Annotated in this window: 14 protein-coding genes; 6 read left to right on the forward strand and 8 right to left on the reverse strand. The window is 72.1% G+C overall.

Annotated features, from left to right (window positions below; translation table 11 throughout):
* Positions 1 to 44: 44 nt before the first annotated feature.
* Positions 45 to 932, reverse strand: coding sequence for an aldose 1-epimerase family protein (locus FK268_RS16220; RefSeq protein WP_146435942.1), 888 nt, complete (start codon positions 930 to 932; stop codon positions 45 to 47).
* Between the two features lie 78 nt (positions 933 to 1,010).
* Positions 1,011 to 1,673: a TetR/AcrR family transcriptional regulator gene (locus FK268_RS16225; protein WP_146435944.1), complete on the reverse strand. Its 663-nt coding sequence runs from the start codon at positions 1,671 to 1,673 to the stop codon at positions 1,011 to 1,013.
* 111 nt (positions 1,674 to 1,784) lie between these two features.
* Between FK268_RS16225 and FK268_RS16230 the strand changes: the two genes are divergently transcribed.
* A complete protein-coding gene (locus FK268_RS16230) occupies positions 1,785 to 2,699 on the forward strand; it encodes an SDR family NAD(P)-dependent oxidoreductase (protein WP_146435946.1) in 915 nt (304 codons plus the stop codon).
* A gap of 18 nt (positions 2,700 to 2,717) precedes the next feature.
* On the opposite strand, the gene FK268_RS16235 is transcribed toward FK268_RS16230, so the two are convergent.
* From FK268_RS16235 to pdxH, 3 genes are read right to left on the reverse strand one after another with little or no spacing between them, the layout of a single operon-like run.
* On the reverse strand, positions 2,718 to 3,383 hold the full coding sequence (locus FK268_RS16235) for a DsbA family protein (protein ID WP_146435948.1): 666 nt from the start codon (positions 3,381 to 3,383) through the stop codon (positions 2,718 to 2,720).
* A gap of 20 nt (positions 3,384 to 3,403) precedes the next feature.
* The gene (locus tag FK268_RS16240) at positions 3,404 to 4,630 is read right to left on the reverse strand and encodes an MFS transporter (RefSeq protein WP_146435950.1); all 1,227 of its coding nucleotides are present in this window, start codon (positions 4,628 to 4,630) and stop codon (positions 3,404 to 3,406) included.
* A 55-nt stretch (positions 4,631 to 4,685) separates the two neighbouring features.
* The gene (gene pdxH / locus FK268_RS16245; protein WP_146436307.1) at positions 4,686 to 5,318 is read right to left on the reverse strand and encodes a pyridoxamine 5'-phosphate oxidase; all 633 of its coding nucleotides are present in this window, start codon (positions 5,316 to 5,318) and stop codon (positions 4,686 to 4,688) included.
* A 33-nt stretch (positions 5,319 to 5,351) separates the two neighbouring features.
* Here pdxH and FK268_RS16250 point away from each other — a divergent pair, with 33 nt between their 5' ends.
* Genes FK268_RS16250 through FK268_RS16265 form a run of 4 tightly spaced genes read left to right on the forward strand, consistent with a single transcriptional unit; the run spans position 5,352 to position 9,165 of the window.
* The gene (locus FK268_RS16250; protein ID WP_146435952.1) at positions 5,352 to 6,455 is read left to right on the forward strand and encodes a citrate synthase 2; all 1,104 of its coding nucleotides are present in this window, start codon (positions 5,352 to 5,354) and stop codon (positions 6,453 to 6,455) included.
* A 3-nt stretch (positions 6,456 to 6,458) separates the two neighbouring features.
* Positions 6,459 to 7,583, forward strand: a complete 1,125-nt coding sequence (serC, locus tag FK268_RS16255; protein ID WP_146435954.1) for a phosphoserine transaminase — start codon at positions 6,459 to 6,461, stop codon at positions 7,581 to 7,583.
* Between the two features lie 25 nt (positions 7,584 to 7,608).
* Positions 7,609 to 8,409: a septation protein SepH gene (gene sepH, locus FK268_RS16260; protein ID WP_146435956.1), complete on the forward strand. Its 801-nt coding sequence runs from the start codon at positions 7,609 to 7,611 to the stop codon at positions 8,407 to 8,409.
* Between the two features lie 3 nt (positions 8,410 to 8,412).
* Positions 8,413 to 9,165: a DUF6928 family protein gene (locus tag FK268_RS16265; RefSeq protein WP_146435958.1), complete on the forward strand. Its 753-nt coding sequence runs from the start codon at positions 8,413 to 8,415 to the stop codon at positions 9,163 to 9,165.
* A gap of 207 nt (positions 9,166 to 9,372) precedes the next feature.
* On the opposite strand, the gene FK268_RS16270 is transcribed toward FK268_RS16265, so the two are convergent.
* Genes FK268_RS16270 through FK268_RS16280 form a run of 3 tightly spaced genes read right to left on the reverse strand, consistent with a single transcriptional unit; the run spans position 9,373 to position 11,779 of the window.
* The gene (locus FK268_RS16270; protein WP_146435960.1) at positions 9,373 to 10,659 is read right to left on the reverse strand and encodes an MFS transporter; all 1,287 of its coding nucleotides are present in this window, start codon (positions 10,657 to 10,659) and stop codon (positions 9,373 to 9,375) included.
* Positions 10,660 to 10,694: 35 nt separating this feature from the next.
* Complete coding sequence (locus FK268_RS16275; protein ID WP_146435962.1) at positions 10,695 to 10,976, reverse strand: DUF2537 domain-containing protein; 282 nt, start codon at positions 10,974 to 10,976, stop codon at positions 10,695 to 10,697.
* Positions 10,973 to 11,779, reverse strand: coding sequence for a TrmH family RNA methyltransferase (locus FK268_RS16280; protein WP_193560297.1), 807 nt, complete (start codon positions 11,777 to 11,779; stop codon positions 10,973 to 10,975). The genes FK268_RS16275 and FK268_RS16280 overlap by 4 nt, the downstream gene beginning before the upstream one ends.
* A 24-nt stretch (positions 11,780 to 11,803) precedes the next feature.
* On the opposite strand from FK268_RS16280, the gene FK268_RS16285 reads away from it, so the two are divergent.
* Positions 11,804 to 12,955, forward strand: a complete 1,152-nt coding sequence (locus FK268_RS16285) for a GNAT family N-acetyltransferase (RefSeq protein ID WP_146435964.1) — start codon at positions 11,804 to 11,806, stop codon at positions 12,953 to 12,955.
* Positions 12,956 to 12,978 lie beyond the last annotated feature (23 nt).

A 12,978-nucleotide genomic window follows, 5' to 3' on the forward strand; every position in this document is an offset into this window, starting at 1 on the left:
GCTAGAACCTAGCGGTATCGCGGTTCCCCGCGGAAATCGGGCCGTCACCGGATGCCCCATTCGGTGCGCCACACGGCGCCGGGAACGAGCCGGATCACGTCGGTGCCGGTGTGGAGGGCGTTGCCCGGGGCGGACATCGGCTCCACCGCCAGGGCCCGGCCGCGGCCGGGGTATCCCTTGCCGTTGGCGGGGTCGGCGATGAAGACCTGGGCCCAGGGCAACGACGGTGCGGTCCACAGCTCCGCCTGCCCGTCCGGGCCGCGCACGACGTAGCGGCCCACGAGGTCCGTGAACGGGGTGTCGATCTGCACACCCTCGAGGGCGCGCGGCGCGCGGTAGTCGTACGGCGTCCCGTCGACGGTGCGCGGCGGACCGTCGGGCAGCAGGCGCCCGTCGAGGGGCTGCCAGAACCCCGCCCCGAGCTCGAGGGTGCAGGCGTCGACGGGGGCGTCGCCGACCCGCAGGTAGGTGTGGAAGCCCACGGCGAGGGGCAGGTCCCGCGTGCCGGCGTTCCGCGCCTCGAAGGTGCAGGTCAGCCCGTTATCGCCGACGCCGTAGCGGATCCGCAGGTGCAGGTCGAAGGGCCAGCCGGGGTGCCGCCCGACGTCGAGGACCAACGTCACCGCGTCGGCCGCGATCTCGACGTCGTCCCAGTCGACGCGGCGCACCAGCCCGTGATCGGCGGTACCGGTGACATCGCTGGTGACCTCGAGGTGGTGCACCTCGTCGTCCCAGGTGTAGATGCCGTCCTCGGTGCGGCCCGGCCAGGGCGCGAGGACCAGGCCCGCGGACAGGGGCGGCTTCTCGCCGAGCGGCCACTCCTCCGTGAGCGCGACGCCGTCGCGGCGCAGGCCGCGCAGCCCCGCGCCGGTCCGTGCGATCTCCGCGACGTAGCCGCCGGCCGCGATCGTGAAGCCCGGTTGCACCGACATGGCCGCAATCCTACGGGCGGTCGACGGTGCCGCGAGCGGCGTCCCGTCGTCCGGTGCCGGTTGCAACCCCGCGCAACCTCAGCGGGCGAGCGTCCCCGCGACGACGGTCGCGACGGCCGCGTGCAGCGCGGGCACGAGCTCGGTCCGGAAGACCGCGAGTTCCGGGGCCACCAGGTACGCGGATTCGCAGATCCGCGACTGCTCGGACTGCACGTAGAGGGCGCCCGACAGGGTGAGGATCGTCGAGCACACGGCGGGAGCACGATCGCCGAGCTCGGGCACCGCGCGGGTGAGCACGCCCGCCATCATCTCGATGCCGGCGAGCGCAGCGCGCTTGAACCGGACGATCGCCTCGGTGGAGACGTTGCGTTCGAGCACGGCGGCCTGCGCCGAGATCAGGTCGAGAAGGTCCGGCCGCGCGGCCGCGACGCGGGCGTAGACCGCGGCGAAGCCCTCGATCCGCTCGGCGAGCGGGGCGGCGTCGAGCCCCTCCGCCCGCCAGGCCTCGTCGAGCTCGTGGATGCAGCCCGCGGCGGAGCGCATCAGCACCTCGAGGAGCACTTCCTCGCGGGATTCGAAGTAGCGCAAGACGTTCGACTTGGCGAGGCCCACGCGGCGGCTGAGCTCACTGAGCGTCAGCGCCGCGACGGGCATCTCGCCGAGCATGCCCGTGGCGGCGGCCAGAATCGCCTCCCGGCGCTCCCGCCGCTGCTCCGCACTGCGCGCCCGCTGGAATCCCACGGATCGATTTTACAGACCGTCGGTCTCTTGACAGCAGAACGGCGGTCTCTTAGCGTGGAGCCACAACAGACCGGCGGTCTTTTAATCGCCGTGGACACCCGAGGAGTACGCATGAGCTGGACCGAGAACGACGTTCCCACCCAGGCCGGACGGGTCGCCGTCGTCACCGGCGCCAACACCGGGCTCGGCTTCGAGACCGCCCGCGTGCTCGCGCAGAAGGGCGCCGAGGTGGTGCTCGCCGTGCGCAACACCGACAAGGGCGCCGAGGCGGCCCGGCGGATCACCGCCGCCGCCCCGGGCTCGACGGTGCGCGTGCAGCGCCTCGACCTCGGCTCGCTCGCCTCGGTGCGCGACGCGGCCGCGGAACTGCGGGAATCCACCCCGAAGGTGGACCTGCTGATCAACAACGCCGGCGTGATGTACCCGCCGAAGCAGACCACCACCGACGGCTTCGAGCTGCAGTTCGGCACCAACCACCTCGGCCACTTCGCGTGGACGGCGCAGGTGCTCGACCTGCTGCTGGACGTGCCCGACTCGCGCGTGGTCACCGTCGCCAGCCTCGCGCACCGCATCCGCGCGGCCATCCACTTCGACGACCTGCAGTGGGAGCGCTCCTACGAGCGGGTCGCGGCGTACGGGCAGAGCAAGCTCGCGAACCTGCTCTTCCACTACGAGTTGCAGCGCCGCCTGCAGGCCCGTGCCGCCGAGCGGGGCACCGTGGCGATCGCGGCGCACCCGGGCATCGCCGACACCGAATTGATCCGCAATCTCCCGGCCGTCCTGCAGAAGGCTCAGGTCGTCGCTCCCCTGTTCTCGCACGATGCCGCGCACGGCGCCCTCGCGCAACTGCGCGCCGCGACCGATCCGTCCGCCCTCGGCGGCCAGTACTACGGTCCCGACGCCGTCGGCGAGCGCCGCGGAGCGCCGAAGGTCGTGACGTCGAGCGCGCAGTCCTACGACCTGGACCTGCAGCGTCGCCTGTGGGCGGTGTCCGAGGAGCTCACCGGAGTGTCCTTCCCCGTGTAGCGGGCGGGATGTCCGCGCTCAGCCGATGATCGTCGCCAGCCAATCGCCGCGGATCTCGACCTGTGCACCGCCCCGCAGCACCGTCGGGGTGCCGGTGCCGTCGGCCGCGGCCAGGAGCTTGAGGTTCGCGGCGCCCACGGCCTTGCCGTCGATGCCGGTCGTGCCGGTGCGGATCTTCGTGGTCACCGCATCGGCGCTGCCGGACGCGCCCGCGATGGTGGCGATCTCGGCATTGGTGAGATCGCTGGACCCGCTCTCCTCGGGCTGCGAGAGGAACATCGAGGTGAGGAAGCCGAGCGTCGCATCGGTCCCGCTGCTGCGCCCCACCTCGAGGAAGGCCTGCAGCGCCCGCGAGGAGTAGTCGCCGCTCGCCGAGAGCCGGTCGAGGAAGCTCACGGGCCGGTACTCGACGGTGAGTTTCCCGGTCCGGACGGCCGCCGTGATATCCGCGCCGTACCTCGTCTCGAAGTTCTTGCAGGCGGGGCACAGGAAGTCGAGGTAGACGGTGATCGTCGGCCCGCCCGTCCCGACCTTCACCGCACCGTCGGACGACCCGCTGCTCGTGCCCGCCTCGCCCGACGGTGCCGCGACGGCCGTGCCCGCGACGGTGCGCGCACAGCCGGACAGCGCGAACAGCGCGACGAGCACGGCCGCGACGACGGAGAGCATCCGTTGCGTTCTCATACCGCGAAGGATACGGGTGGTCAGCGGGTGACGCGGTAGCGGACGAAGGCGGGCACGGCCAGCGCCGCGAGCACGGTGAAGACGATCACCAGCACGCCGCCGCCCGCGGCGGCCATGGCCGCTCCGGCGGTGGCGGCGGCCGCGCCGTGCAGCGCGTCGCCGATGCGCGGGCCGCCGGCGACGACGACGGTGAAGACGCCCTGCAGCCGGCCCCGGACGTCGTCGGTCGCAGCCTCCTGCAGCATCGTCGTGCGGAAGGCCGCGGAGAACATGTCGGCCGCGCCGCCCAGCGCGAGCAGCACCAGCGCCGCCCACAGCCAGCCGAAGTGCGCGGCCAGGCCGAAGCCCGCCATCGCCGCGCCCCACAGCACGATCATCACGATCACGGCGAAGCCCTGCCGGGAGACGCGCGACGTCCAACCCGAGAGCACCCCGCCGAGGACCGCGCCGACGGACATCGCCGCGAAGAGCGCACCGAACACCCAGCCGCCCTCCATCGGATCGCCGAAGTTCTCGTGCGCGATCTGGGGGAACAGGGCGCGGGGCATGCCGAAGACCATCGCGATGATGTCCACCACGAAGCTCATGAGCAGCACCTTGTGGCCCGCGAGGTACCGGAAGCCGTCGATCACGGAGCGCAACCCCAGCGACTGCCCCTTGTCCTCGGCCTTGATCGACGGCAGCTTCCACACCGCCCACAGGGTGAGCATGAGCGACGCCGCGTCGAGCGTGTACAGCCAGTGCACGCCGATGACGGGGATCAGCGGGGCGCCGAGCATCGGGCCGGCGATCGCACCGAACTGCATCACGGTCATGTTGAGCGAATTCGCCGCCGGCAGTTGCTCGGGCGGCACGAGGCGCGCGTAGATCGCCGAGCGGGTCGGCTGATTCACACCGAAGAAGGCCTGCTGCAGAGCGAAGGCGCACAGGATCAGCCAGACGTTGTCCGGCAGCACCGCCAGCAGCAGGGCGGTGCCCGCGAGCCCCAGGGTGGTGCCGATGATCACCAGGCGGCGGTCGAGCGCGTCGGCGATCGCGCCGCCCCACAGGCCGAAGATCACGAGCGGGACCAGGCCGAAGACGCCGGTCAGGCCGACGTACGCCGACGATCCGGTGATGGCGTAGATCTGCGCGGGCACGGCGACGGCCGTGAGCTGCGCCCCGATGACGGTGACGACGCCCGTCCACCAGAGGCGCCGGTAGTCGGGGTTCTGCAACGGCCGGGTGTCGGCCAGGAGTCTCGGCACCGAAAGATCCTACGACTTCCTCAGGATCCTTCGCGACTCCGCGGGAGGAAACAGGTCAGGGCTGCAGGCGCACCGGCGCGTACTCGGGTGCGACGAGCCGCACCCGGTTGTGCACCCGGTTCTCCCGTCCCTGCCAGAACTCGACGACCTGCGGCGCGATCCGGTAGCCGCCCCACTCGGGCGGCACGGGCACGTCCTGCCCCTCGAACCGCGCTTCGACCTCGGCGAAGCGCTCCGCCATCTCGGCCCGGGAGCCCACCGGCCGCGACTGGTCCGACGCCCACGCCCCGAGCTGCGAGCCGCGCGGCCGCTGCGCCCAGTAGGCGGCGGTCTCGCCCGGCGTGACTTTCGTGACCGACCCCCGCACGTGCACCTGACGGTGGATCGCGATCCACGGGAAGGTCACGGCCGCGACGGGATTCGCCTCCACGGCGCGGGCCTTGTCGGAGCCGTAGTTGGTGTAGAAGACCACGCCCCGCTCGTCGAGGCCCTTGCACAAGACGGTGCGCGTGGCGGGGAGTCCGCTCCCGTCGACGGTGGCCAGCACCATCGCGTTGGGCTCGGGCGCACCGGCGGCGACGGCCTCGTCGAACCAGGAGCGCCAGAGAGCCACCCAGGCGGCGCCCCCGTCCCCGATCAGATCCTCGGGCTGCAGGTCGAAGGAGTCGCCGTCGTACTTCTCGCGCATCGCAGACAGGTCCACCGCACTAGGGTAGCGACCATGACTGAGATTCCCGGCGGGCTCGAAGGCGTCGTCGCGTTCTCCACCGAGATCGCGGAGCCGGACAAGCAGGGCGGGGTGCTGCGGTACCGCGGGGTCGACGTGGCCGACCTGGTGCGTGACCGGGTCACCTACGGCGAGGTCTGGGGCCTGCTCGTGGACGGCGAGTTCGGCAACCCACTGCCCGCGGCGGAGCCCTTCCCCCTGCCCATCCACAGTGGCGACGTGCGCGTGGACGCACAGGCCGGGCTCGCGATGCTGGGCCCGCTGTGGGGCTTCGAGCCGCTGCTCGACATCGACGACGCCACCGCGCGCGAGAACCTCGCCCGCGCCTCGGTGATGACGCTGAGCTTCGTCGCCCAGTCCGCCCGCGGGCTGGAGCGCCCCGCGGTGCCGCAGCGGATCATCGACCAGTCCCCCACCATCACGCACCGGTTCATGACGCGCTGGCACGGCGAGCCGGACCCCGACCACGTGCGCGCCATCGACGCCTACTGGGTCGCGGCCGCGGAACACGGGCTCAACACGTCGACGCTCACGGCGCGGGTCATCGCCTCGACGGGGGCCGACGTCTCGACGGCGCTCTCGGGCGCGGTCGGCGCACTGTCCGGCCCGCTGCACGGCGGCGCACCGTCGCGCGTGCTGCCCATGCTCGACGAGGTGGTCCGCACCGACGATCCCCGCGGCGTGGTCACGTCCCGGCTCGACCGCGGCGAGCGGATCATGGGCTTCGGCCACCGCATCTACCGCGCCGAGGATCCACGCGCCGACGTGCTCCGCTCGGTCGCGCGCGATCTGCACGCGCCCCGGTACGAGGCGGCCGCAGCCCTGGAGCGGGAGGCGAACGCCCTGTTCGCCGAGCGGCGGCCGGACCGGGCGATCTCGACGAACGTCGAGTTCTGGGCGGCCGTGATCCTCGACTACGCGGGCGTGCCCCCGCGCATGATGCCGGCCATGTTCACCTGCGCCCGGACCGCCGGCTGGTGCGCGCACATCCTCGAGCAGAAGCGCGCGAACAAGCTGATCCGCCCGTCCGCCCAGTACACCGGCCACGGCCCGCGGCAGCCGGAGGACGTGCCCGGATGGGACACCATTAGGCTTTAGGGCATGACGATCGAGATCCCCGCCGCGCTCAAGCCCGTCGACGGTCGCTTCGGCTGCGGCCCGTCCAAGGTCCGCCCCGAGCAGCTGCAGTCGCTCGTCGACACCGGTGCCTCGGTGTTCGGCACCAGCCACCGCCAGGCGCCCGTGAAGAACGTGGTCGGCCGCGTGCGCGAGGGCCTGAAGGATCTGTTCAGCCTTCCCGAGGGCTACGAGGTCGTGCTGGGCAACGGCGGCACCACCGCCTTCTGGGACGCCGCGGCCTTCGGCCTCATCCGCGAGCGCAGCCAGCACTTCACCTACGGCGAGTTCAGCAACAAGTTCGCCTCGGTCGCCAAGGGCAACCCGTTCATCGGTGATCCGATCGTCGTCTCGAGCGACCCCGGCTCGGCTCCCGAGCTCGTGGCCGATGGTTCCGCCGACCTCATCGGCTGGGCCCACAACGAGACCTCGACGGGTGTCGCGGTGCCGGTCAGCCGCCTCGCGGGCAGCGAGAACGCGCTGATCGCGATCGACGCCACGTCGGGCGCCGGCGGCCTGCCGGTGAACGTCGCCGACACCGACGTCTACTACTTCGCGCCGCAGAAGAGCTTCGCCGCCGACGGCGGCCTCTGGGTCGCTCTGATGAGCCCCGCCGCCCTGGCGCGCGTCGAGGAGATCAAGGCCTCGGGCCGCTACACCCCCGAGTTCCTCTCGCTGCCCATCGCGGTGGACAACTCGAGCAAGAACCAGACCTACAACACCCCCGCCCTGGCCACGCTGCTGCTGTTCGCGAACCAGATCGAGTGGATCAACGGCAACGGCGGCCTGGACTGGGCCGTCGCGCGCACCAAGGATTCCAGCGACCGCCTGTACGGCTGGGCCGAGGCCAGCGAGTTCGCGACGCCCTTCGTCACCGACCCCGCGCTGCGCAGCCAGGTCGTCGGCACCATCGACTTCGACGAGAAGATCGACGCCGCCGCCGTGGCCAAGACGCTCCGCGCGAACGGCATCGTCGACACCGAGCCGTACCGCAAGCTGGGACGCAACCAGCTCCGCATCGGCATGTTCCCCGCGATCGATCCCGAGGACGTCACCGCTTTGACCAAGTGCATCGATTTCGTGGTCGAGCGCGTGTCGGCCGACGCGTAGCGAATCGAAGAACTACCCTTGCACCATGCAGGAGCTGCGGGTTGTGGGACTGGACGACGACGGGACGTCGGTGGTCTGCGAGGGCCCCGCGGGACGGTTCCGCCTGCCGATCGACGACACATTGAAGGCAGCCGTGAGCGGTGAACTCGGAAGCGGTACCCAGACGGAACTCGAGCTGGGTGCCGACCTCTCGCCGCGGGAGATCCAGGCCCGCATCCGCGCCGGCGCCACGATCGAGGAGATCGCGGAGTTCACGGGCGCCCCGAACCACCGGATCAAGCGCTTCGCCGGCCCGGTGCTGCTGGAGCGTTCCCGCGCGGCGGAGATGGCGCAGCTCGCCCATCCCGTACGCGGTGACGGCCCGATGCACGCCACGCTCGCCGAGGTGATCCGTACCGCCCTGGCCGAGCGCGGCCACGCCGACACCACCGAGTGGGACGCCTTCAAGGGCGCCGACAACCGGTGGGTCGTCTCGATCAGCTGGAGCGTCGGCAAGTCGCGCAACCAGGCGCACTTCAAGTACGCGCCGGGCGCGCACGGCGGCACCGCGAGCCCCGTCGACGACACGGCGCGCGGCCTGCTGGATCCCGATGCGCGGCAGGGCCTGCGCAGCATCGACCGATCGGGCGACGAGCCGCTGCGCGCCGTCCCCGGCCCCGTCGCCCCGGGCCCCGTCGCCCCGGGTCCCGTCGTGGAGGGCAGCGTCGAGGAGCGGCGGCCCGCGCAGGCGCCCGCCGCCGCGGTCGGCCAGCACGGTCGTCGCCATCCGGAGATGCCGTCCTGGGAGGACGTGCTCCTCGGTGTCCGCGGCGGGAAGAACGGGTAGGGCGTGGGCGCTACAGCTGCGACGCTCTGGTTCATCGACGTAGCCGAGCCGAAGGGCCTCCTGGCGATCGTCGGGCGTCCCGACGAGGCGGCGTCCCGGGTGATCGCCGAGCAGGTGCTCGGCGGCCCGGTCATGGGTCGTCCCGAATCCCTTGCGCGGGCAGCGGATCCGCTGCCCGGGCACGTCTACGTCGCCGCCTGGGGCGGGCTGACGGTCGTGACCCATGAGGGCCTGCGCGTGGACCGGCCGAGCGCACTCGACGAGTCCTGGTGGAACCTGGTCCCCGCGCACCGCGCGTTCCTCCTCGTCGCGGATCCGGAGCGTGCCGTCGGCGGTTTCGCGCTGCGCACCGACGGTGCCCCCAAGCGGTCGTTCGCGGCGCACCCCGTCGACATCCTCGAGAACGAGGGCCTGCCCGAACGTTTCGAGGGTCCGTTCTGGGCCGGCGAGCACCCGCTCACCTACGCCGAGGGCGTGACCCCCGACCCGCGGGCCCTGCCCTTCCACCCGATGGAGTTCGCGGAGCAGGCCAATCGCGAGACCCTGGGCTTCCGGTTCACGCACCCGCTCGCGCCGACGGACCTCGATCCCGCCCGGATCCAGGTGATCGACTTCGTCCCCGCCTCGGGCGTCCCCGGGGAGGTCCCGCAGCAGGCGCAGGCCTACGGTCCCGACGGTACGCCGCAGCCCCCGGTCGAGCAGCGCGAGCAGGGCTACGAGGACCGCGGCAAGGTCCGCAGCTTCTTCGGTTTCTAGGGTCGTCGACGGTCCGCCGTCGGCTCGCGCGGGAGCGGCTCCGAATCCGCGGTTCGGCTCAACACGAGGCCGGATCCGGCGCGGTCAGCCATCCGCACCCGACATGCCGCCGCACGCTCGCGTCGGCGCAGGCGAGGTCGCGGCCGGTTCACCTACGAGCAGCATCTGAACTGCGTGTATGTGTGCCCCGCATCGCCTTCTGCGCGACTACTGCTGCCCGCGCGGCGCCGCTTCCTCGCCCGCAGCATCGGCCGACGCGCCCGCACCGTCTCCGGAACGCACCGCCGCGACGGCGGCGGACCGTCGCAGCGCGTACAGGCCGCAGAGGCCACAGGTGAGGGCGGAGACCACGCCGCCCACCAGCAGCGGCGCGGCGGGAGTGGTGACGTCGGCGATCGCGCCGAGCAACGGTGCGCCCAGCGGCGTGCCGCCGAGGAAGGCCAGCATGTAGATGCCCATCACACGGCCGCGGAACTCGGGGTCGACCGACAACTGCATGATGCTCATCGCCGACGTGGTGAAGGACATCTGCAGCAGCCCGACGACAACCAGCAGCACCGCCACGAGCCAGAACCACGGCACCAGACCCGCGATCAGCTGCACCACGCCGAAGGCGCAACCTCCGATCAGCGCGGTCCGCAGCGACGCGATGCCCGTGCGCCGCGCGGCCATCAGTGCGCCCCCGAGGGTGCCGACGGCGAGCATCGTCGAGAGCAGGCCGTAGGCGTCGGCGCCGAGGCCGAAGCCCTGCCGCGCGAGCAGCGAGAGCGCCAGCGGGAAGTTGATGCCGAAGGTGGAGACGAAGAACACCGCGACGATCACCAGCAGCAGTTCGCGCCGCCGCCGGACGTAGGCGAAGCCGGCCCGCAGCTGTCCCTTCGCGCGCGGCACGGGCGGCGCGGGGAACAACTCGTCCGGCCGCATCGCGAGCAGCGCCGCGACGATCGCGCCGGTGAAGACCGCGTTCACCGCGAACACCCAGCCCGTCCCCAGCCCGGCGATGAGCAGGCCCGCGATCGCCGGCCCCACGATACGAGCGGCGTTGAACACCATGGAGTTCAGGCCGATCGCGTTCGGCAGCAGCTCGGGCCCCACCATCTCGATGGTGAAGGCCTGCCGGAAGGGCCCGGCGACGGCCGTCACGCAGCCGAAGACGAAGGCGAGCACGAAGACGTGCCACAGCGCGACCACGCCGGTGAGCGTCAGCACGGCCAGCACCGCCGCGCACAGGGCCGCCGCGGTCTGCGTGATCATGAGCACGCGGCGCTTGTCGTAACGATCCGCGAGCAGGCCCGCCCACGCGGACAGAAAGAGCGTGGGGCCGAACTGGAGGGCCATCACCACGCCGAGCACCCAGCCGCGCCCGTGCGCGAGTTCCAGCACCAGCCAGTCCTCGGCGACGCGCTGCATCCACGTGCCCACCAGGCTGACCGCCTGGCCGCCGGCCCAGAGCCGGTAGTTCCTCGTTCGCAGGGAAACGAAGACGCTCGGCACTCATCCGATAGTAGACCTGAGTTTTCCGAAGGGTCTCAGACCAGCCCGTTGGACACCGCGGCGATCGCTCCGAGCCAGGCGAACAGGAGCGCGCCGGCGAAGCCCGCGCAGAACCACCGGGCCACCGGTCGCCGACGGTACGCCGACAGCACCGGTACCGCGCCGGCGGTACCCAGCGCGAGCAGGAACAGCCCCAGCCACCGGTTGACCGACATCACCGCCACGAACAGACCGGAGAGCACGCCCCCGGCGAGCAGCGCCACCACCACCGCGACCGCGGTGCCGGTGATCCACGGGGTGTACCGCGGCGGGCTCACGTGCGTGCGCGCTCGTAGAGCGCCAGCGCGGCGGCCGTCGCCACGTTGAGGGAATCCGTCCCCCGCGACATCGGGATCCGTGCGCGCACATCCGCTGCGGCCATCGTCTCCGGTGCCAGCCCCGGCCCTTCGGCGCCCACCAGATAGGCCACCCGGTCGGGGCCGCCCGCGACCGCCTCCGCCACCGTCGCCTCCCCCGACGGAGTCAGCGCCACCGTCCGGAAGCCGTGCTCCCCCAGCACCCCGAGGCCCGACGCGGGCCACCCGGTTGGCGGCAGGTGCGCGAACGGCACCAGTAGCACGTGCCCCATCGATACGCGGACCGCCCTGCGGTACAGCGGATCCGAGCAGCGCGGCCCGAAGAGCACCGCATCGGCGCTCAGGCCCGCGCCGTTGCGGAAGATCGAGCCCAGGTTCTCGTGGTCGTTGACCCCCTCGAGCACGACGACGGTGCGCGCACCGTCGAGCAGCTCCCCCGCGTCGAGCGGGTCGGGCCGGCGCGCGGCCGCGAGCACCCCACGGTTGAGGTGGAAGCCCACCACCTGCGCCATGAGCTCCGCGGTCACGAGGTAACGCGGCACCTCGGGGGCGAGGCCCTCGAGCCGCGCGAGCTTCGACTCGACGCCCATGATCGCGTGCGGAACGAAGCGGGAGGCGAGCATCCGCTCCACGACGGGTACCCCCTCGGCGAGGACCACGCCGCGGGCCAGGTCGGGCCGCTTGTCGGCGGCCGACAGATCGCGGAAGTCGCTCAGCCGCGGGTCATCCGCGCCGCGAATCGGATAAATCGGTTGCGCCTGCACCCCACCAGCCTAATATCGAACTACGTGATCGAGATCCGTACCGCCACCGAGTCCGATTGGCCGGAGATGTTCGCGCAGGACGTGCGCGCCTTCGGCTCCCCCTTCGAAGCCGAAGCGCAACCGCTGATCCGGCGCACCCTCGACCTGGACCGGTTCGTCATCGCGCGCGACACCACGGACGGCGCGCTCGTCGGTGTGGCGGGCTCCTTCGCCCTGACGCTGACGGTGCCCGGCGGCGCGCAGCTGGACGCGCCCGGCGTCACCTGGGTGTCCGTGGCGCCCAGCCACCGCCGGCTCGGCGTGCTGCGCAGCATGCTCGACGAGCTGCACGCCCGCTACCGCGCCGAGGGCGCCGCCGTCGCGATCCTCACCGCCAGTGAGGGCACCATCTACGAGCGCTTCGGCTATGGCGTCGCGACCTCGGTCGACGAGGTGACCATCGCGCGGCGCACCGCCCGGTTGCGCGACCCGCGACCGGGTCCGCTGCGCACCCGCGCCGTCGAAGGCGCGGCGGCGAAGGACGCCGTCGAGGACCTGTACCGCCGCTGGCACGCCGCCACCCCGGGATCGGCCTCGGCGGAGCAGTTCTGGGAGCTCTTCCACGCCGATCCCGAGTGGGCGCGCTGGGGCGGATCGGCCCGCCGGTACCTGCTGCACCCCGAGGGCTACGTCACGTACCGGGTGGACGAGAAGGACCGCGCACAGCTCGACGACGTCAAGGCGCTGACCGACGACGCGGCCGCCGACCTGTGGCAGACGGTGCTCGGCCTGGACATCTTCGACGAGGTGACCGCGGACCTGCCGTCGGATCACCCGCTGCGGGAGATGCTCGTCGATCCCCGGTCGGTGAAGGTCACCGACCACAAGGACCGGCTGTGGCTGAAGTTCCTCGACGTGCCGGCCGCGCTCGAGGCGCGGACCTACGAGTCCGACGGCGACCTCGTGCTCGGCGTCGACGGGCAGGCCTACCGGCTCGCCGTCGCCGGCGGCGTCGCGCGCTGCCGGGCGACGGACGAGACACCGTCGGTCACGATGACGGGCCCGACGCTGGCGGGCCTGTACCTCGGGGCCGTCTCGGAGAGCACGCTGGCCCGCGCCGGACGATTCGCCGGAGAAAGCACCTCGTTGCGGATTTTCGCGACACCGCGGCAACCGGAACTGGGCACGTCCTTCTAAATCCGGTCCGCACGATTCGTCCC

The sequence above is a fragment of the Tsukamurella sputi genome (assembly GCF_007858445.1).
Taxonomy (GTDB): Bacteria; Actinomycetota; Actinomycetes; order Mycobacteriales; family Mycobacteriaceae; genus Tsukamurella; species Tsukamurella sputi.